The sequence below is a fragment of the Paraclostridium benzoelyticum genome, from assembly GCF_001006285.1.
Taxonomy (GTDB): Bacteria; Bacillota; Clostridia; order Peptostreptococcales; family Peptostreptococcaceae; genus Paraclostridium; species Paraclostridium benzoelyticum.
This window is the reverse complement of record NZ_LBBT01000037.1, coordinates 1-19,286: the sequence shown is the minus strand read 5'-3', so window position 1 is coordinate 19,286 and position 19,286 is coordinate 1. Positions and strand designations below refer to the sequence as shown.

Below are 19,286 nucleotides of genomic sequence, written 5' to 3'. Positions count from 1 at the left end.
ACTATATATTTTACTTAGTTATATCAACAAATTATTAAAAAGATAACCAAGTTAATATATAACTTAGTCATCTTTTTGAGTTTGTTTTTATATAAAACTACATGTTCAATTTCCTTTTTGCAAAATTAATTATCATACTTACTTCTTCAACTTTTAATATCGCTATTAATACTCCGTATGTTAAAACTCCTATTCCTATAGATCCAAATAATGATATAGCTTTTTGTATTGTGCCAATTCCCAACATACCTGATAACATGCTATATATAACATATGTTGTTATTCCCATTAAAATAGATGCTATTATCGATTTAATTGTAGTTCTTATTATTTTATCTTGCCCAAAATATCCAATCTTTTTCTTAAGACTTCTAAATAAAATCAATATACATATAATCGCTGATAAACTTGTAGCAAATGCTAATCCTGCATGACCCATAAATTTAACTAATATTAAGTTTAGTATTATATTTATTCCCATAGCTATAGCTCCATTTATCATAGGGGTCTTTGTATCTTGTAATGAATAAAATACCTTACCCAATATATCTCTAAGTCCAAATCCAACCATTCCTATAGAATAAAATATCAATGCACTTGCTGTAGTTTTAGTAGCATTTGCATCAAATGCACCTCTTTCAAACAATAAACTAACTATAGGTGTAGCTAAAACCATAGCACCTACTGATATTGGAATAACTAAAAGTATTACACTGTTAACACTCTTATAAACAGTTTTTGTAAAGCTCTCTTTATTACTATCAGACGACATTTTAGATAATGCGGGGTATATAGCTGTTCCTATTGATGCTATAAACAATCCCATTACAAAAGAATTTAATCTGTTAGCATAATTTAAAGCTGAAATACTTCCTTCCAATAATGTAGATGCTAAGGTCCTATCTACCATTGTGTTTATTTGATTCACCGCAACCCCAATAAATACAGGTCCTACCAACCATATAACTTTTTTTATATATTCTTCCTTCAATCCAATTTCAAATTTATATTTATATCCATATCTACGAGCACTTGGAATTTGAAACACCAGTCTACTTGCCATAGCAATTACAGTACCTATTGGTAGTATATATATATTTATCTTAAGGCTCAGTATAATAACTATTATTATAATAATATTGAATGGAATTCCTACAAGTCCTGGAATCATAAAATTTTCTTTAGCTTGTAAAAAAGATGTTATTATACTACTTGTTCCCATAAACAATGCTCCAAATATCATAATTCTTGTGAATTCTACGGTTAACTTAAAAGTATAACCATCAAATCCCATCGCAAATATTTTTACTACTTGATCTGTGAATAGTAGAACTAATGATACTAATACCCCACTTAAAATCAAGGTTATATTAAAAATATTATTTACAAATTTATTGCTCTCTTTTATACTTTTATTATTTTCATAGTATAAAGGTATAAAGGTTGTAGCTAATGCAATTCCTATTAAAGAAAATAGTGTTCCAGGTATATTCATAGCAACTATATATGCGTCACTGTAAAATGTAGTCCCATAAATTCCTCCCAGCACTAATTCTCTTGCAAAACCCAAAATTTTAGATATTATAGTTATTATCATTAACATCAATGTGGTTTTGGCTACTTTATTCATCTTATTCGCCTTTTATATAAAATCGGTAGCTTTATAAGAAGATATATTGCTATAAAATATATTGCATTTAATGGCATAGCTGCAAAGTATTTTTCTGCATTTAAATAAGATACTAGAGGCATCATAAAAAACGCATTTAACACAGTCCATACACCTGCATCAATTTCATTTTTTGATTTATTATATAAAAAACCATGAAACATTCCTATTAACATATTGCATAATATAACTCCCATATATCCAAAGTCAGCCATAAAGTTTAGATTTGCAGTATATACATTAGTTCTAAATCCACCAGTTCCATATATAGTAGTACTTATGGTGTTTTGAGTTTCAAAATCAAACAATGGAATTATATTAAATGCTTTATATATTATCCTAAATGTCTGTTGCCCAAATAAATCACTTGTAAATGTTAAGTTTTTATACACATTATCAAATGCACCTATACCACCACTTAGATAAATAGCAATATTATTCAAGCCTTCATTAGGATCTATTTTTCCTGCTAGTTTACCCGCTATAAAAAAGTAAGAAAAAATGAGCCCTATACACAAAATTCCCATGATAAGATACTTAATTTCTAATCTTTTTTTATCTCTAGCATTTTCATATTTATCGCTATTTACTTGAATTTTATATGCTACAAATACAATAATTAATGAATATATTACAAGTATAGATCTTATCCCTAAAATATATCCCATTATAAATACAGCTATGGACGGCATTAATAAAATACTAACTTTTTTACTCCATCCACTAGTCATGTATTCTTTGACTGCAAAGTATAAATATACTACACCTAACATACGACATACTAATATGATATATGTCCATACCCCTAAGTCCACAGCCCCATTAGATCTAGTTTCTCCTTTGTATATCATTAAGTTTCTAGTAAACTCTTTTATATTGTCCGATCCTACTATATAATCACTACCAATACTTAAATACACTATAATAGTTATTAAAATTAATATAGTTGATAAAATTGCTTTATTGGTTGATATATTTAATATCTTTTGTTCATATTTCTTATTTTTAAAATTTTCATTGTTTTTTAAATATAAATTTCCTCTCTTTGATGTATTTGCTATCATCATCGTAAATGCAAAACCTAAGTCCACCCACATAATTGCAGTACTCAATATAAAAACTGTCATAGCTGAAATATTAATACCCCATTCTTTATGAAATATTAATAATCCTATGGACCCTAAAAATACTACACTTTTTAAAATAACTAATGGATGTAGCGTTTCTTTTAATATGATAATAGCTATTACTAGTTGAATAAATATTATTATAGTAAATAGTAATTCCATAGTAATTTTCCTTTATTATAAATTTTTTTTGTACCAATCTATCGTCAATTTTATTCCATCCTCAAAGCTATAACTTGGATTATAATTTAATAATTTTCTAGCATTTGATATATCTGCATTTGAATGTTTAATATCACCTTTTCTAGATGGTCCATATATAGGTTTTATATCTTTACATAATAGTTTATTTAAAGTTTCATATAATTCATTTAGAGAAACTCTACCTCCATAGGCTATATTGTAAGCTTTTCCACAAGCTTCTTTTGGAGCTAAACAAGCTCTTAAATTAGCTTCTATTACATTATCTATATAAGTAAAGTCTCTTGAATTCTCTCCATCTCCATTTATAGTAGGTGATTCATCACTTAAAAGTAATTTAACAAACTTTGGAATAACTGCTGAGTAATACGAATTTGGATCTTGTTTCCTACCAAATACATTAAAGTACCTCATACCCACAGTTTCTAATCCATATAAATCAAAATAATTTCTAGCGTATAGTTCATTAACTTTCTTTGTTATAGCATAAGGAGATAGTAATTTTCCTTCTCTTCCTTCTACTTTAGGTAAATTAGGTTCATCTCCATAAACAGATGATGATGATGCATATACAAACCGCTTAACTGAATTATCTCGAGCGGCTGTCATCATGTTTAGAGTTCCTTTTATATTTATTTCTTCATATAACAAAGGCATTTCTATTGATCTAGGAACAGATCCCCAAGCTGCTTGATGCAATATATAATCTATATCTTTACAAATTGCCTGACATATTTGGATATCTCTTACATCGCCTTCTATAAACTCAAAGTTTTCATTTTCCATAAAATCTTTTATATTCTCTCTTTTTCCTATTGAAAAATTATCTAAAGCTCTTACAAAATAACCTTTATTTAATAGTACTTCAATAAGGTTGGAGCCGATAAACCCAGCTCCACCTGTTACTAAAAACTTAGTTCCTTTAGGAAATTGCACGTCTTGGTATCCCAACTTTATAACCTCCAGTATAAGTAATTCTTTAACTGAGCTTCTTTTTTATCAAATATACCTTTAACGTCAACCAACACTAATTTATCTTCACTGTTTAATGAATCAGGCTTTTCTTCATACAATTTTTTTATAGATTCTAAAGTTAATTCCATATATTCCTTATGACCTACAGCCACTATAACTGCATCCATATTTTTTATATTTTCAAACTTAGTTAGATCTATCCCATATTCTCTTTTTACCTCATTTTCATCTGCTATAGGATCAGCAACAAACACATTTATTCCGTATTCTTTTAATTCATTTATTATATCTATAACTTTAGAGTTTCTAACATCTGGACAATTCTCTTTAAATGTCATACCTAAAATTGCTACTTTAGCTCCCTTTACTTGCTTATTAGCTTTTATTAGATTCTTAACTGTAGATTCTCCTACATATTTCCCCATTCCATCATTTATTCTTCTTCCCGATAATATAACTTGTGAATGATATCCTATTTGTTCAGCCTTGTGTGTTAAATAGTAAGGGTCAACACCTATACAGTGTCCTCCAACCAATCCAGGATAAAATTTTAAGAAATTCCATTTAGTTCCCGATGCTTCCAAAACTGCTTTCGTATCTATTTCCATCTTGTTGAAAATCATCGATAACTCATTTACAAAGGCTATATTAATATCTCTTTGAGAGTTTTCTATAACCTTAGCGGCTTCTGCTACTTTTATACTCTCTGCCCTATGAACCCCTGCATCTATAATTAATTCATATATACTAGCTATATTTTCTAAACTTTCTTCATCCATTCCAGATACTACTTTAGTTATATTTTCTAATCTATGAAGCTTATCTCCTGGGTTTATTCTTTCTGGAGAATACCCAACCTTGAAATCAACTCCACACTTCAGGTTAGATTCTTCTTCTAATATAGGGATACATACCTCTTCAGTAACTCCAGGATATACAGTTGACTCATATACTACTATAGATCCCTTCGTTAAATTTCTTCCTAAAACTCTACTTGCTCCAATTATTGGTCTTAAATCTGGAGTTTTATCATCATTTATTGGAGTTGGAACTGCAATTATATGAAACTTAGCTTCTTTTAATTTAGTTTCATCACTTGTCATTAAAGCTGTTGTTTCTTTTAAAGCTTTATTTCCTACCTCATTAGTAACATCTATTCCTTGTTTATATAGTTCTATTTTTTCTTTATTTACATCAAATCCTATTACATTTATTTTCTTAGCAAAAGCAATTGCTAATGGCATACCTACATATCCCAATCCAATTACTGATATATTTTCTTTTTTATCTTTTATTTTATGATACAATTCTAATGTCAATTTAAAATCCTCCTTTCAACTTATGATATATTATCATTAGTTGAAATAAATTTAGCGGGAACTCCGCCTACTATAATGTTGTTTTCTACATTTTTAGTTACTACAGATCCTGCAGCTACTAAACTTCCTTCACCTATTGTTACCCCACTTGTTACAACAACATGAGACGCACACCAAGTTCCTTTGTTTATATGAATAGGCTTACTTATTCCTTTGTTTTTTACAACTCCATTTTCAAATATATGATTTGTTGTAGCTAATACACTCATGGGGCCAATAATAACATTATCATCTAAGATAATTTTTCCCTTAGCATTTATATAAACATTGTGAGATATATAGCAATTGTTTCCCACATGTAAATTTTCTGGATTATTTATGGTAACTCTAGGTGCGATTTGTAGTTTTTTACCGCTTGATCCTATAAATGGTTTAATTAAAAATCCTCTAATTAGGTTTGTATATAAATGATTTGGAAATAATGATGTAATTAAAAACACCATGTGTATTGGTATGTTTCTGAATATAAAGTTTAAATATATTGATAGCTTTTTATTTAATCTCATAATATTCTCCATTACTTAAACTAAATTTATTTAATTCAATATATCTGCAAATTCTTTAAACATTTTAAAAAATTCACTTCTTCTAGCTTCTAATTTATTATTTTCATATTCTTTTGCTTTTTTAAAGTTTATAATTGCTAGTTCTTCTTTGTGCATATTTACATATTCAAAAGCATCTACAAATTCTTTATATGATTTTTTTGGATATATACTTTTATCTACAAGTAACTCAGGTATTCCTCCTGCATCACTTCCTATAGCTGGACACCCTCTATTTAATGCCTCAATTAATGACCTTGGTAATCCTTCTGTTAAACTAGGTTGAACATATATATCTATAGTATCTAGCCAATCAAATACTTCACTATGTGTTAGTACTCCCATAAATTTAATATTTTCATAAGAATCATATCTTTTAGCTATATTTTTAAGGTAGGAATTATCTCCTCCTCCAACTAGCTGATATTCTACTTCATAGCCTTTTTCTCTTAAAACTTTTATTGCTTTAATTACATTTTGTTGCCCTTTATATCTGGATCCTACCGTTGCACATGTTCCTAAAATAATTTTTTTATTTAACTTTTCACTTTGTATTTTTTTCAATCTATTTTGTAACATATCTTTTTCATTTTTAGGTAACATAACATTTGAACAAGATATACTTTCACCTTTGGTTGGATATCTTTTTTGTAAAAACTCGTTAGTTACATAAACAACATAAGGAGCTTCTTTAATTTCTTTTTTACACAGCATATACATAATTGGTGCTAAAAATTTACCGTATATACTATGATTCCATAAAGCATCAAATGGACAACCTACCATTTCAACTAAATAAGGTTTATTTAATTTTTTTATATATTTCAAAGACATTAATCCTATAAAACTAGGCAATCTTACAATTAAATATTCACTTTGTTTTATCTCTTCTTCTATCTGTTTTCTCACTTTTCTTTTCAATATATCTTTTATATTTTTAAAAGTAATAAATGATATATTTTCGCTTATTGTATCTGAAAACTTTGCTGCATTTATATTTGCTTTAGTATGGCAAGCCATAATTTTGATTTTCCCAAAGTTTTGAATATATCTATCACAAAATTTATCATCAAATCCATATGAACAAAAATACTCATCTCTAAACTTAGGAAATTTATGATCATGTATAAATAAAAGACTCATATTTTATAAACCTCTTTCTATCTATAACATTTGTGTAATTTGATTTATCTTATCAATATAGCTTTTTATTACTATATCTCTATCAAATTCTTTTTCTGCTTTATTCCTACTATTTAAACCCATTTCTTTTTTTTCTTCAAAAGATAGGTTTATAAATTTTTCCATAGAGTTTTGTAAGCTTTTATAATCTTTAACTTTGCACAAATATCCATTATATCCATCATCTACATTATCCTTACACCCATGTGTGTCACAAGTTATCAATGGTCTTCCTATTGCTGCACCCTCTTGAAGTACAGTTCCTCTTCCTTCTCCATATGATGGTAATACTATACATGATGATTTTTTCATTATCTCTTGGATATCTGATCTATGACCTAAATAATTTACAACTTTTAACTTTTCATATTCCTTTAATTTATTTAGATATATATCTTCATCAATTGCTCCAACTACATCAAACTCTACATTTGGATATTTATCTTTTATATTTTTAGCACTTTCTAAAAATTCTTCTATTCCTTTATCTTTAATAACTCTAGCTATAAAGGTAAATTTGATTTTTTCATTATTAGGATATTCATTGAATTGAAATTCTTTAAGATTTACTCCTGATCCTGGAACAATACTTATCTGCTGTTGATTTGCTATTATCTTTATGTTTTTATAAAAATCTTGATTTTCTTTATTTAAGAAAAATATATGGCATGCGTTTTTGAATGAAAATTTATTTAATTTTATTAATATTTTCTTTATCCATAAATCTCGTATAAATACACTACCTAACCCTGTAACTGTATGAATTACTTTTTGGTTCAAACTTCTACACGCTATTCCTCCATAAATATTAGGCTTTATAGTGTAAGTAAGAACCAAATCAGGTTTTATTTTCTTTATAATTTTTATATATTGAATCAATAACTTTAAATCTTGTATAACATTCATACCTCTTCTGTTCATAGGAGTTTCTATAAAATTACATCCCATATCTTTAAACTTTTCAACTTTTTCTCCATATGGTAAAGCTATTGTTACATCATATCCAAGCCTTAGTAATCTCTGAGGCAATTCTTTTCTAAAGTTATACAATCCTATATCATTGTTAGCTAAAATTAGAATTTTTTTCATAAGACACTCCTTAAAACATTTGTGTAATTATATTTATTACCTTATTTATATCCTCTTCGTTCATTTTTGTATCTGATGGTAAACATATGCCTCTATTAAATAAATCTGCTGACACACTTTCTATATCTAAAGAACTAAAAAATTTATATTCTTTGAAAAAAGGCTGCATATGCATTGGTTTCCATACTGGCCTACTTTCTATATTCTCTTTTTCTAAAGCCAATATTATATCTAATGGTTTAATTTCAGAGTTTCCACTTATTGTAGCTGCAGATAACCAGTAATTTGGCTTACCAAAGTTACATACATTCATCATTTGTATATTATCTATATCTTTGAAAGCACTTTTATAAGTTTCATAAATCTCTTTTTTCTTTTCTATTCTTTCATCAAGAACTTTCATCTGTCCTATGCCGATTCCGGCAACAACATTGCTCATTCTGTAATTAAACCCTAATTCTTTATGCTCATAATGTCTCTCATTTTCTCTAGATTGAGTCGCCCAAAACAAAGCTTTTTTTATATATTCTTCATTATCTGAAACCATCATCCCACCACCAGAAGTAGTGATTATCTTGTTTCCATTAAATGAATATATACCTATATCTCCTATAGTTCCACTTTGAGCTTCTTTGTAAGTTGCACCTAAAGACTCCGCCGCATCTTCTATAATAGGAACATTATATTTATTACATATATCTTTTAACTTATCGTAATCTGCACTTTGTCCATACAAATTAACTACTATAACAGCCTTTGGCATTTTGTTATTTTTCTCTGCATTATCAAAAGCTTTTTGAAGTGCAATTGGGCCCATGTTCCAAGATTCATACTCAGAATCTATAAACACAGGCTCTGCACCTTGATATATTATAGGATTTGCAGTAGCTGAAAAAGTTAACGTTGAACAAAATACAATATCTCCTTGTCCTACTCCTAAACACTTAAGTGCTAAATGGATTCCACTAGTTCCACTAGCTAAGGCTGTAGCAGCCTTTGAATTTGTGTATTCACATACTGATTTTTCAAAGTTGTTAACATTTGGTCCAAGTGGGGCAACCCAATTTGTATCAAATGCTTCATTTATATAATTTAACTCCTCTCCTCCCATATGAGGGGAAGATAGATATATCTTCTTTTCCATTTTTATAACCTCTATTGTTTTGGTTTTGCAGGACATCCAATTGCAACAACATTTGATTTTATATCATTTATAACTGTAGCTCCTGCACCTATTATTGTTTTTGACCCTACACTTTTATATTGAATAATAGTTGAATTTGCACCTATATGAGTTTCTTCTCCTATAGTCACTCCTCCACATAGTGTTGCTCCAGGTGATATATGGCAAAAATCATCTATTCTATTATCGTGTTCTATAATTGCTCCAGTGTTTATAATCACATGACTTCCAACTTCACTATTTGCATTTATTACGGCCCTGGCCATTACAACAGTTCCTTCTTTTATAACTGAGCTTTTACTTACAATGGCACTTGGATGAATGGCTGTAAAATATTTTAAGTTTTTAAATTTACTATATATTTTCTTTCTTGTTTGATTGTTTCCTATTGCTATTACATACTCAGTGTATTCACTATTATAAAGCATTGCATTTTCTATCCTATCAATTATCTTATATCCCATAAATTCTGATATTTTTTCATTATCATCTAATAATCCTTTGATTTTCAAATCATGTCCAGAATCTATCATAGCTTCGATAATTTCAATTATCACAGATGAATGGCCTCCTGCACCTATAACAATAACTTCTTTCATACAATCACCTACTATTGATTACCTTTAAATTTATCCATAGTTACATGACCATCTTTGCTTATTCCATCTCTTTTTAAAACCTTAAATATAGTTAAAAAAAGAATTTTTATATCAAGTAAGAGATTCACATTATCTACATAATCAACATCCATTTTAAATTTATCGTCCCAATTTAAATTATTTCTTCCATTAACCTGGGCCCATCCTGTCATTCCTGGCCTAACTTCATGTCGTCTAAATTGTTCTTTAGAATATAAATCTATATATTCAACAAGTAATGGTCTTGGTCCAACCAAACTCATATCTCCTTTTAACACATTTATAAGTTCTGGTAACTCATCTAAACTTGTACTCCTAAGAAAATTTCCAAATGAAGTTACTCTTTCCTTATCAGATAGTGGCTCTCCTGACTTATCATAAGCTTCTAACATTGTCCTAAATTTTACTATTTTAAAGACCTTACCATCTTTTCCTCCTCTATCTTGAGTAAAAAATATTGGAGATCCTAACTTAATTTTTATTAAAATAGCTATGATAATTAAAATAGGAGAAATTAATAATCCTCCTAAAAAAGAACCTAAAATATCAATAGCTCTTTTTATAAACTTCTGCATAAATCTTTTCACCTCTTTTAAGCTTTATTATCAGCATAATCTAGGGGTAAACCATAGCTTATTGACGAAACACTTCAAGTCCGTGGTCTTCATCTACTCTTATTTGCTTCTTCAGGTGTAATATAAGTTGGAACTAACTCTCTCATAATAATATCAATTAGCTCTACTTTTTCTTTATCTACAATAGCTTTTAAAAAATCTAAATGCATCTTGTATTTTTCTACGTTAATACTGATTGGTTTTCCAATAAATATTTTTTCATGACTTGTGTCACTTAGCCCTTCCTCACTCATAAGTAACTCTTCATATAACTTTTCTCCTGGTCTAAGCCCTGTAAACTCAATGCATATATCAACATCCGGTTCAAACCCACTAAGTTTGATTAAGTTTTTTGCTAAATCAACTATCTTAACTGGTTCTCCCATATCAAGTACAAATATCTCTCCACCTTTTGTCATTGCACCTGCTTGTATAACAAGTTGTACAGCTTCTGGAATAGTCATAAAATATCTAGTGATTTCTGGGTGAGTTATAGTTATTGGTCCCCCTTCTTCAATTTGCTTTTTAAATAATGGAATAACACTTCCATTGCTACCTAAAACATTTCCAAATCTAACAGCCACAAACTCTGTTTCACTTTTTTCATTCATAGTTTGTATTATCATTTCTGCAGCTCTTTTTGTTGCTCCCATTATATTGGTTGGGTTAACAGCTTTGTCTGTAGATATAAGTACAAACCTTTTAACTTTGTATTTATCTGCTAAAACTGCTACATTCTTTGTTCCAAATATATTATTTTTTACAGCTTCACTTGGGTTTTTTTCCATAAGTGGAACATGTTTATGAGCAGCTGCATGAAATACTACATCTGGTTTATACTTCTTAAATATATCATCCATACGCTTTTCTTCTCTAATTGATGCTATTACTGTAATTAAATTTAGGCTCGTACCATATTTTCTTACTAACTCCTGTTGAATTGCGTATGCGTTATTTTCGTAGTTATCAAGTATTATAAGTTGTTTGGGATTTAAGCTTGATACTTGTCTGCATAGTTCGCTACCTATGCTTCCACCTCCACCCGTAACTAATACTACTTTATTTTGTAAATATCCACTTATTTCATCTAGGTTTACTTTTACTGGATCTCTACCTAGTAAATCTTCAATTTGAACATCTCTAATTTTTTTTATATCTACTATTCCATCTATAATTTCAAATATACCTGGAATAGTTTTTAATTTACATTTTGTTTTCTTACAAACTTCTATAATATTCTTTTTATCTTTTCTACTTATATTAGCTATAGCTATTATAATTTCATCAATATCATATTTAGTTACTATAATATCTATATCTTTTACCATACCTATAATAGGCACGTTATGCATTCTTCTACATTGTTTTTTTATATCATCATCTACTATTCCTATAGGCTTTTTTAAAAGTTTAGGATTGTTTTTAAGTTCTTGTATTACTATATCTCCTGCACTTCCTGCTCCTACAATAAGGACATTAGATGGTTTTTCTTTTAATCTACTTCTTATAAAAACTCGCCTTCCTGTTCTGTAGGTAAGTCTTGCCCAACTAATTAGCGAGGTTGTTATTATTAAATTTAGTATATAAAAAGTTTGTACAAATTCTATACCTATCAATAAATGTATTGAATAAGTTGTAATTATTGATAATATACATGCAAATACTATTGCTATTAATTCTTCTTCTCCTGCATATCTCCATAGATTTCTATAACATTTGCATAAAGATAAAATCACTACACTTACAATAATAAAAGTTAAGATTTCATATAAACCTGTATCTTGTAATTTATATTTAGAATATATTATCCAGTTAGAACTTAAAAAGGCCAATACTATGCATGCTATATCTGTTGCGATTAAAATTAGTTGCCTAATTTTGCACATACTTATATTCAACTACCACTATAGTTTTATATAAATTCTTATTTATCATTTTCTTTTACACCTTCCTTAGGCCCTAGATATTCAAGTAAGAATATAACAAATAACGATATCATAATTCCTAGTATTGCTGATATTGCTATGATTGTTGCTTTGTTTGGTTTTGTAGGTTTGTTTGGAACTACAGCTTTATCTATGACCTTAACGTCATTAGCTTCTGTTATTCTTTTTACTTCTTGTTGAAATGCTGTTGGTATAGCATTAGCTATGTCTGTTGCTCTTTTTGGATTTGTATCTTGAACTGATACTGAAATGATTTGTGTTTTATTAATTGATGAGACGTTTACCTTGTCTGAAAGTTCTTCATATCCACATTTTAAATCTAGTGAATCTTCAACTTCATTTAATACTGATTTTGATTTTATTATTTCTCCATAAGTTACTGCTAGTTTTTCAGAAACACTGAGCTGTTCACTTGTTATCATTTCAGCTCCAGGTTTTTTGTTAATATCTACTAAAAGAGTTGTATTTGCTTCATATACTGGATTTACTCCAAAGAAGCTTACACCTGCACTTACAAATATTGCTATGAATGTTATTAAAAACATTATCCATGATCTTCTTTTTATAATTTGTAAGTATCCTTTTATGCCAATATTACCCTCCATATTTGACCTCCATTGACTTTATTTTGCAATTTTATTGTTTATTCTACATATTTTTCTACCCTCTTTATCTTATTAAGTTGATTTATTTTATGTGACTATTTTTTTCATTTTAAAAAGATACATTTTACTACCAAAGCTACAGTAAAGCTTTAAAGATATCTACAACTTATATTTTTTATTCTTCACTACCTGATTTTACTTATCTTTTTTAGTTTTATATAAAATAGAAATTTCAAATAATATGTATAATATATATAGAAAATTCCGATAAGATAAGATTTTCTATATATGATATCATGATACTAATGTAAAAATTTTATCAAAAATGGGGGTAAAATAATGAGATTTAAGGGAAAAAAATTATTAACAGTAATATCTAGTTTAGTACTTTGTATGACAGTTTTAACAGGATGTTCAAGTGAGAAAAATGAAAAAGGACAGACTGCTGTAAAATCAGAAGGAAAAGAAAAGTTGGTTGTAGGGGTTTCAACTGAATATTTCCCATGGTGTTTTAAGGAAAATGATAAAAATAAGGGATTTGAAGTAGACGTATGGAATGAAATAGGACAAAGGGCTAATTTTGAAATAGAGTACCAAACAGCTAAGTTTAGTGGGCTTATGGGAATGTTAGATTCAAGTAAAGTAGATACTGTAGCTCATCAGATGTCTACAAATGAGGAAAGAAGATTAAAATATGACTTTAGTGATACATATGCCTATAGCAAATATAAGTTTATAGTAAAAAAAGATAGTAAATTAGATAGTATCGAAGATTTTAAAGGCATGAAAGTTGGTTGTGTATTAGGTGGAAATGGAGAAAAAACTCTAAAAGATTTAAACGAAAAACATAATCTAGGTCTAGAAATTGTTACATTTGACGGTGTTCCTATGGAAAAAGACGTTGAAAATGGAAGATTAGATGCAGCTTGGCTTTCAGAAGTAAAAGCTAAAACAACTATAGAACAAGGAAATTTAAAATTAAAAGTTGCAGATATAGATACTGGTGTATATGAAATAAATCAGTATCCATTTAGAAAAGAAGAAGCTAGCAAAGAAAGAATAGAGAAAGTCAACAAAGCAATAAAAGAGATGCATGAAGATGGTACATTTACAAAGTTGTCTAATAAATGGTTTGAAATAGATACAACTAAAGAAAATTAATAGGTGTCAATATGAAAATTTTCGATTTGAATTTTATTACTAACTTAATACCTATTATGTTAAAATACTTAACTGTAACTTTAAAAATGTCGTTTTTGGCATTGTTGCTAGGATTAGTATTAGGTATAATAATAGCTTTAGTTGTAGATGCAAAAGTTCCTATTTTAAACAAACTATCAAAAGTTTATGTGTCATTTTTTAGGGGAACACCTCTAGTAGCACAAATGTTTTTTATATATTTTGGATTAATACAAGTAATTCCATCATTGAAAGAGTTAGACTCTTTTACAGCAGCAGTTATAGTTCTAGGTCTAAATTCATCTGCATATTTTTCTGAAAGTTTAAGAGGTGCTATATCCTCTGTAGATAAAGGTCAACTAGAAGCTTGTTATGCATTTGGTATGACTTATACTCAAGCTATGATAAGAGTAATTTTACCTCAAGCTATAAGAGTAGCAATTCCCGCTATGATGAATACGTTCGCTGATATAATAAAAGGATCCGCATTAGCTTTTACTATAGGTGTAACTGAAATTATGGCAACTGCACAGTCTGAGGCAGCTGCATCATATAAGTATTTAGAAGCATTTACATGTATAATAATAATTTATTGGAGTCTAAGTTTATTATTATCATTTATACAAAGTAAATTAGAAGTAAAAATGAGTAAGGCCTATTAGGGGAGATATATATGCTAAAAATAACTAATTTGACTAAAAAGTTTAATAAAAATATAGTTTTAAATAATATAGATTTACAAGTTAAAAAAGGAGAGGTAGTTGCTATCATTGGTCCTTCTGGTACCGGAAAATCGACTTTGCTTAGATGCATTAATTTATTAGAAACGCCTGATGAAGGAGAATTACATATAGGCGATGTTAGCGTAAAGTTAAATAATTTATCTAAAATGGATATTTTTAAAATAAGAAAAAAATCTGCAATGGTTTTTCAGAATTATAATCTTTTTAATAATAAAAAAGTTATAGAAAATGTAATGGAACCACTTTTAGTTGTTAATAAGTTTAAAAAAGAATATGCAAAAAAAATAGCAATTGAAAAATTATCATTAGTAGGATTGAGTGACAAGCTTTATGAATATCCATCGAAACTATCTGGTGGGCAAAAGCAAAGAGTTGCAATCGCTAGGGCTATAGCTGTTGATCCAGAAATAATACTTATGGATGAACCTACATCCGCACTTGATCCAGAGCTTGTAGGAGAAGTTTTACAGGTTATAAAATCGTTATCTGAATCTGATATAACTATGTTGATAGTAACTCATGAGATGAACTTCGCAAAACAAGTTGCAGATAGAATAATATTTATGGAAAATGGAACTATCGTAGAAGATGATTCTCCGGATAAACTTTTTAAATCTAGTAAAAACAGTAGAATAAGTCAATTTGCTAATATAAGTGCTCACGAGTATGCTTAAATAGCAAAATGAAAGATAACCAATTTTAGTAGGTCTCTTGAATAAAAATATAAGTTTTGCTACCAAAGCTGAAGTAAAGCTTTAAAGGTAGCTGCAACTTACATTTTTTATTCTTCGCTAACTGATTTTGGTTATCTTTTTTTGATTTCATTTTTGTTTATAAAGTTGTCAACTTTTATGTATAAATTTAACTAAGATTTAGCTATAGTATTTTTGTTTTGGGCTTCTTGGTTTGTCTGGTATCATTAACTTTAGTTCTCCATTGTTAATCAGTGGTTGCAATATATTCTTCATCAAATTTTTTCTATCTTTTAATCCTAAGAATTCTAATATTTCATTTTTGCTCTTCGGTTCATTACAAAATTCTAATATTTTAGAGTTTCTTGATTCACCTTGTGGCATAGCTTGTGGCATAGCTTGTGGCATAGCTTGTGGCATAACTGGTATAAATATTTTAAATATATCCTCTTCTACTAGTTTAGGTTGATTTCCCGAGTACAACTTACTATATTTATAAATATTTCTTACTCCAGAACCTAGCTCATCAACCCATCCAATTTCCTTGAACACTTTCGCAATAATAGGATTTTTAGGGAATGGAGAGAAATTTTCAGGGTTTATATATCCATACCTATGAGGTTTGTTGCTATTTTCAGTTATAACTTTATCTTCTTCTATTATTAATTTTGCAGGAAATGGGTTAGTATACTCTCTATGTATTAATATGTTTGATATAACCTCTCTAAATATATGATTTCTTAAGCTTATTCTTTGATCTTTTTCCAAATAAAATTTATCTTTTAAATGCTTTTCTATAAATCCCATCAATCTATCATAACTCTCTATTAAATTCGTTCTAATATCGTCCCTATCATCATATCTATCTTTATCATCCACTCTTAATATAGCATCTGTTCTATAGTGAGGTAAGACAGAAGTTATAACTTCATCTTTACCTAATAGTAATACCGCAGCTAATGTAAATCCTTCTTCACCTGTCTGATAATCTTTTAAATAAAGACCAGCACTTCTTAACAGCTCCATATCATCCATATCTTGCCAAGGATGATTAACTTTTTGATTACTAGCTAACTTCCTAATTCTCTTTATAATATCTATTCTTAAATCATCTATTGTTATAGCTTTATATATTCTATTTTCTGTATAGTTTCTTTGCTTCCTTGCATAAAGTTGTGCTACAAGATTTGTATTATTTGTTATATCTATATCTCCATCTTCATTTCTATCAAATATTTTATTTGAGCATCTATGCACTTGAGAACTTTCAGGAACATATATATGAAGAACTTTTTTACTTTCTATATTTACTTCATCTATAGATAAATAAAACGGAGGGTTTATTTTATTTGGATTGTTCATCTGAGTTACAAACTCTTTCTTTATCTTATCAATTTTATCAGGGTTAATACCTATAACTGATCCATCATCATCTACCCCTAAAACAATGTCTCCACCATGTCGATTTAAAAATGAACATACCGTATCAAATACATCTTTATTGAGATTTACTTGGCTTTGTTTAAACTCAACAGATATACTTTCTCCGGATTGTAATATATTAATTATTTTACTTAATGTCTGATTCATCAATTGCACCTCCTTAATTCTAATATTTATAATTATATACTAAAAAAATTCTTTTTATAAGATTTACTTAATTTTATATGGACTACCAAAGCTACAGTAAAGCTTTAAAGGTAGCTACAACTTATATTTTTTATTCTTCGCTAACTTATTTTCGTTATGTTATAATATTTAAGTTGTTTTAAATTTTATTACATAGGGGGTGTAATTTTGGTAATACGGTTTAATTTTATAGTTTTACTATGTTTTTTATGGGCTTATGTATTTTTTAGAAGTCTTTTATGTTTTATAAATAGTAAAAGTTTTAGTTTTAAAAATGAAAGCATTAATCTTGGTTTATATATGTCTATAGTTGCAGTAGTTGCTATGACATTATTTCCAATTAGATTAGATGTTCCTTTTTCTAAGTTTGAGATTTTTAATTTAATACCTTTAAAAGTTCCTATAAGTACATACTTAACTCGTGGATTAATGTACTTTTTATATCAAAACGTAGGAAATCTAGTTTTATTTATGCCATTTGGTTTCTTTGCTTGTGCAAAAACTAGCGGTAATACTAAAAAGGTTGTTTTTGCTAGTTTAGCATTAACTTTATTTATAGAATTTACTCAAGGATTTATCCCTTATAGATTTTGTGAAATAGATGATGTTTGGTTAAATACTTTAGGTGGATTTTTAGGTTCTTATGTATATATCAAATTCATAAACTATTTTAGAAATTTAAAAAGAGATGACCAATCTTAGTTGGGTGCTTGAACACAAATATAAGTTTTGCTACCAAAGCTAAAGTAAAGCTTTAAAGGTAGCTGCAACTTATATTTACGTTCTTCGCTAACTAATATCTCATCTCTTTTTTATTGTTTAAATTATTTATATGCTATAATTTTACTTAGAATATCCATTAGGATTGTTTTTGTGCCAATTCCAAGCATCCTCTATTATCTTTTCTAAAGAATCAAATTTGGGATTCCATTTAAGTATATCTTTAGCTTTTTCACTAGAAGCAATAAGAACAGCTGGATCTCCACCTCTTCTTTCTTCCTCTATTGCAGTTATATTAAAATCCGTTACCTTTCTAGCTATATCTATAACTTCTTTAACTGAATATCCATTACCATTTCCTAAGTTGAAAATATCACTTTTATTTCCTTTTCTTAAATACTCTAAAGCTTTATAATGTGCATCTGCTAAATCCATAACATGAATATAATCTCTTATGCATGTACCATCTTTTGTATCATAATCATTTCCAAATATGCTTATATGTTCTCTTTTACCTAAAGGCACTTGAAGTATCAATGGTATTAAATGAGTTTCTGTTTTATGATCTTCTCCTATGCTTCCATCAAAATATGCTCCTGCTGCATTAAAATATCTTAATGATACGTATTTAGTTTTATAAGCATTATCAAACCATTTCATCATTTTTTCCATTGCTAATTTTGTTTCCCCATAAGTGTTTGTTGGATTTGTTTCATAAGACTCCATTATAGGTATGTTTTTAGGTTCTCCATATGTAGCTGCTGTTGATGAAAAAACAATTTTATCAACATTGTTTTCTTTCATAACATCTAGTAAACACATCATTCCATATACATTGTTATGATAATACTCATATGGTTTTTCCATACTTTCTCCAACTAATGAATTAGCTGCAAAATGTATAACAGCTTCTATTTCATTTTCTTTAAATACCTTATCTAAACTTTCTTTATCCCTTATATCACAGTTATAAAACTTATCAGTTGATAAAGCCTCTTTATGTCCCGTTAGTAAGTTATCTACTACTATTACATCTTCATTTTTTTCAATAAAATATTTAGTTGTATGACTTCCTATGTATCCTGCGCCCCCAATTATAAGAATGCTCATTTATATACCTCCCAATGTATAATTTTTAAGTTAAATTTATTAATATAATATTATGTTTTC

At 28.3% G+C, this 19,286-nt stretch carries 18 protein-coding genes; 4 read left to right on the top strand and 14 right to left on the bottom strand.

What is annotated here, in order from left to right; genetic code table 11:
- Positions 1-97: 97 nt before the first annotated feature.
- The 12 genes from murJ to VN21_RS01925 form a co-directional block, all read right to left on the bottom strand.
- Positions 98-1,630, bottom strand: coding sequence for a murein biosynthesis integral membrane protein MurJ (murJ, locus tag VN21_RS01980; RefSeq protein ID WP_046821794.1), 1,533 nt, complete (start codon positions 1,628-1,630; stop codon positions 98-100).
- Positions 1,627-2,958, bottom strand: a complete 1,332-nt coding sequence (locus VN21_RS01975; protein WP_046821793.1) for an O-antigen polymerase — start codon at positions 2,956-2,958, stop codon at positions 1,627-1,629. Before VN21_RS01975 ends, murJ begins: the two co-directional genes overlap by 4 nt.
- A 15-nt stretch (positions 2,959-2,973) precedes the next feature.
- Positions 2,974-3,948 (bottom strand): SDR family oxidoreductase, encoded by a 975-nt coding sequence (locus tag VN21_RS01970; protein WP_046821792.1) that lies wholly within the window; start codon positions 3,946-3,948, stop codon positions 2,974-2,976.
- Between the two features lie 2 nt (positions 3,949-3,950).
- On the bottom strand, positions 3,951-5,291 hold the full coding sequence (locus VN21_RS01965; RefSeq protein WP_046821791.1) for a nucleotide sugar dehydrogenase: 1,341 nt from the start codon (positions 5,289-5,291) through the stop codon (positions 3,951-3,953).
- Positions 5,292-5,311: 20 nt separating this feature from the next.
- The gene (locus VN21_RS01960) at positions 5,312-5,857 is read right to left on the bottom strand and encodes an acyltransferase (RefSeq protein WP_052951951.1); all 546 of its coding nucleotides are present in this window, start codon (positions 5,855-5,857) and stop codon (positions 5,312-5,314) included.
- A 30-nt stretch (positions 5,858-5,887) separates the two neighbouring features.
- Positions 5,888-7,039: a glycosyltransferase gene (locus VN21_RS01955; RefSeq protein WP_046821790.1), complete on the bottom strand. Its 1,152-nt coding sequence runs from the start codon at positions 7,037-7,039 to the stop codon at positions 5,888-5,890.
- 21 nt (positions 7,040-7,060) lie between these two features.
- Positions 7,061-8,167, bottom strand: coding sequence for a glycosyltransferase family 4 protein (locus VN21_RS01950; protein ID WP_046821789.1), 1,107 nt, complete (start codon positions 8,165-8,167; stop codon positions 7,061-7,063).
- A 10-nt stretch (positions 8,168-8,177) separates the two neighbouring features.
- Complete coding sequence (locus VN21_RS01945; protein WP_084821897.1) at positions 8,178-9,311, bottom strand: DegT/DnrJ/EryC1/StrS family aminotransferase; 1,134 nt, start codon at positions 9,309-9,311, stop codon at positions 8,178-8,180.
- An 11-nt stretch (positions 9,312-9,322) separates the two neighbouring features.
- Entirely contained in the window at positions 9,323-9,949 is a 627-nt protein-coding gene (locus VN21_RS01940; protein ID WP_046821787.1) for an acetyltransferase, read from the bottom strand.
- Between the two features lie 11 nt (positions 9,950-9,960).
- Positions 9,961-10,563: a sugar transferase gene (locus tag VN21_RS01935; protein ID WP_046821786.1), complete on the bottom strand. Its 603-nt coding sequence runs from the start codon at positions 10,561-10,563 to the stop codon at positions 9,961-9,963.
- An 89-nt stretch (positions 10,564-10,652) separates the two neighbouring features.
- On the bottom strand, positions 10,653-12,488 hold the full coding sequence (locus VN21_RS01930; protein ID WP_046821785.1) for a polysaccharide biosynthesis protein: 1,836 nt from the start codon (positions 12,486-12,488) through the stop codon (positions 10,653-10,655).
- A gap of 38 nt (positions 12,489-12,526) precedes the next feature.
- Positions 12,527-13,153 (bottom strand): YveK family protein, encoded by a 627-nt coding sequence (locus VN21_RS01925; protein ID WP_052951950.1) that lies wholly within the window; start codon positions 13,151-13,153, stop codon positions 12,527-12,529.
- Positions 13,154-13,492: 339 nt separating this feature from the next.
- On the opposite strand from VN21_RS01925, the gene VN21_RS01920 reads away from it, so the two are divergent.
- Genes VN21_RS01920 through VN21_RS01910 form a run of 3 tightly spaced genes read left to right on the top strand, consistent with a single transcriptional unit; the run spans position 13,493 to position 15,749 of the window.
- Positions 13,493-14,314, top strand: a complete 822-nt coding sequence (locus VN21_RS01920; protein ID WP_046821784.1) for a transporter substrate-binding domain-containing protein — start codon at positions 13,493-13,495, stop codon at positions 14,312-14,314.
- An 11-nt stretch (positions 14,315-14,325) separates the two neighbouring features.
- Positions 14,326-14,994, top strand: a complete 669-nt coding sequence (locus VN21_RS01915; protein ID WP_046821783.1) for an amino acid ABC transporter permease — start codon at positions 14,326-14,328, stop codon at positions 14,992-14,994.
- Between the two features lie 11 nt (positions 14,995-15,005).
- Positions 15,006-15,749 (top strand): amino acid ABC transporter ATP-binding protein, encoded by a 744-nt coding sequence (locus VN21_RS01910; RefSeq protein ID WP_046821782.1) that lies wholly within the window; start codon positions 15,006-15,008, stop codon positions 15,747-15,749.
- 198 nt (positions 15,750-15,947) lie between these two features.
- Here the strand turns inward: VN21_RS01910 and VN21_RS01905 are convergent, their stop codons facing one another.
- Positions 15,948-17,357, bottom strand: coding sequence for an RNA-binding domain-containing protein (locus tag VN21_RS01905; RefSeq protein WP_046821781.1), 1,410 nt, complete (start codon positions 17,355-17,357; stop codon positions 15,948-15,950).
- 207 nt (positions 17,358-17,564) lie between these two features.
- On the opposite strand from VN21_RS01905, the gene VN21_RS01900 reads away from it, so the two are divergent.
- Positions 17,565-18,098 (top strand): VanZ family protein, encoded by a 534-nt coding sequence (locus tag VN21_RS01900; RefSeq protein ID WP_046821780.1) that lies wholly within the window; start codon positions 17,565-17,567, stop codon positions 18,096-18,098.
- Positions 18,099-18,239: 141 nt separating this feature from the next.
- Here the strand turns inward: VN21_RS01900 and galE are convergent, their stop codons facing one another.
- Positions 18,240-19,226, bottom strand: a complete 987-nt coding sequence (gene galE, locus VN21_RS01895) for a UDP-glucose 4-epimerase GalE (RefSeq protein ID WP_046821779.1) — start codon at positions 19,224-19,226, stop codon at positions 18,240-18,242.
- Between the last annotated feature and the right edge of the window lie 60 nt (positions 19,227-19,286).

Excerpts from the sequence above, each read along its gene's own strand:
- VN21_RS01920 (WP_046821784.1), top strand. The coding sequence starts at position 13,493 with ATGAGATTTAAGGGAAAAAAATTATTAACAGTAATATCTAGTTTAGTA.
- VN21_RS01950 (WP_046821789.1), bottom strand. The coding sequence starts at position 8,167 with ATGAAAAAAATTCTAATTTTAGCTAACAATGATATAGGATTGTATAAC.
- galE (WP_046821779.1), bottom strand. The coding sequence starts at position 19,226 with ATGAGCATTCTTATAATTGGGGGCGCAGGATACATAGGAAGTCATACA.
- VN21_RS01925 (WP_052951950.1), bottom strand. The coding sequence starts at position 13,153 with ATGGAGGGTAATATTGGCATAAAAGGATACTTACAAATTATAAAAAGA.
- VN21_RS01975 (WP_046821793.1), bottom strand. The coding sequence starts at position 2,958 with ATGGAATTACTATTTACTATAATAATATTTATTCAACTAGTAATAGCT.
- VN21_RS01960 (WP_052951951.1), bottom strand. The coding sequence starts at position 5,857 with ATGAGATTAAATAAAAAGCTATCAATATATTTAAACTTTATATTCAGA.
- VN21_RS01935 (WP_046821786.1), bottom strand. The coding sequence starts at position 10,563 with ATGCAGAAGTTTATAAAAAGAGCTATTGATATTTTAGGTTCTTTTTTA.
- VN21_RS01955 (WP_046821790.1), bottom strand. The coding sequence starts at position 7,039 with ATGAGTCTTTTATTTATACATGATCATAAATTTCCTAAGTTTAGAGAT.
- VN21_RS01905 (WP_046821781.1), bottom strand. The coding sequence starts at position 17,357 with ATGAATCAGACATTAAGTAAAATAATTAATATATTACAATCCGGAGAA.
- VN21_RS01930 (WP_046821785.1), bottom strand. The coding sequence starts at position 12,488 with ATGTGCAAAATTAGGCAACTAATTTTAATCGCAACAGATATAGCATGC.
- VN21_RS01915 (WP_046821783.1), top strand. The coding sequence starts at position 14,326 with ATGAAAATTTTCGATTTGAATTTTATTACTAACTTAATACCTATTATG.
- murJ (WP_046821794.1), bottom strand. The coding sequence starts at position 1,630 with ATGAATAAAGTAGCCAAAACCACATTGATGTTAATGATAATAACTATA.
- VN21_RS01940 (WP_046821787.1), bottom strand. The coding sequence starts at position 9,949 with ATGAAAGAAGTTATTGTTATAGGTGCAGGAGGCCATTCATCTGTGATA.
- VN21_RS01945 (WP_084821897.1), bottom strand. The coding sequence starts at position 9,311 with ATGGAAAAGAAGATATATCTATCTTCCCCTCATATGGGAGGAGAGGAG.
- VN21_RS01910 (WP_046821782.1), top strand. The coding sequence starts at position 15,006 with ATGCTAAAAATAACTAATTTGACTAAAAAGTTTAATAAAAATATAGTT.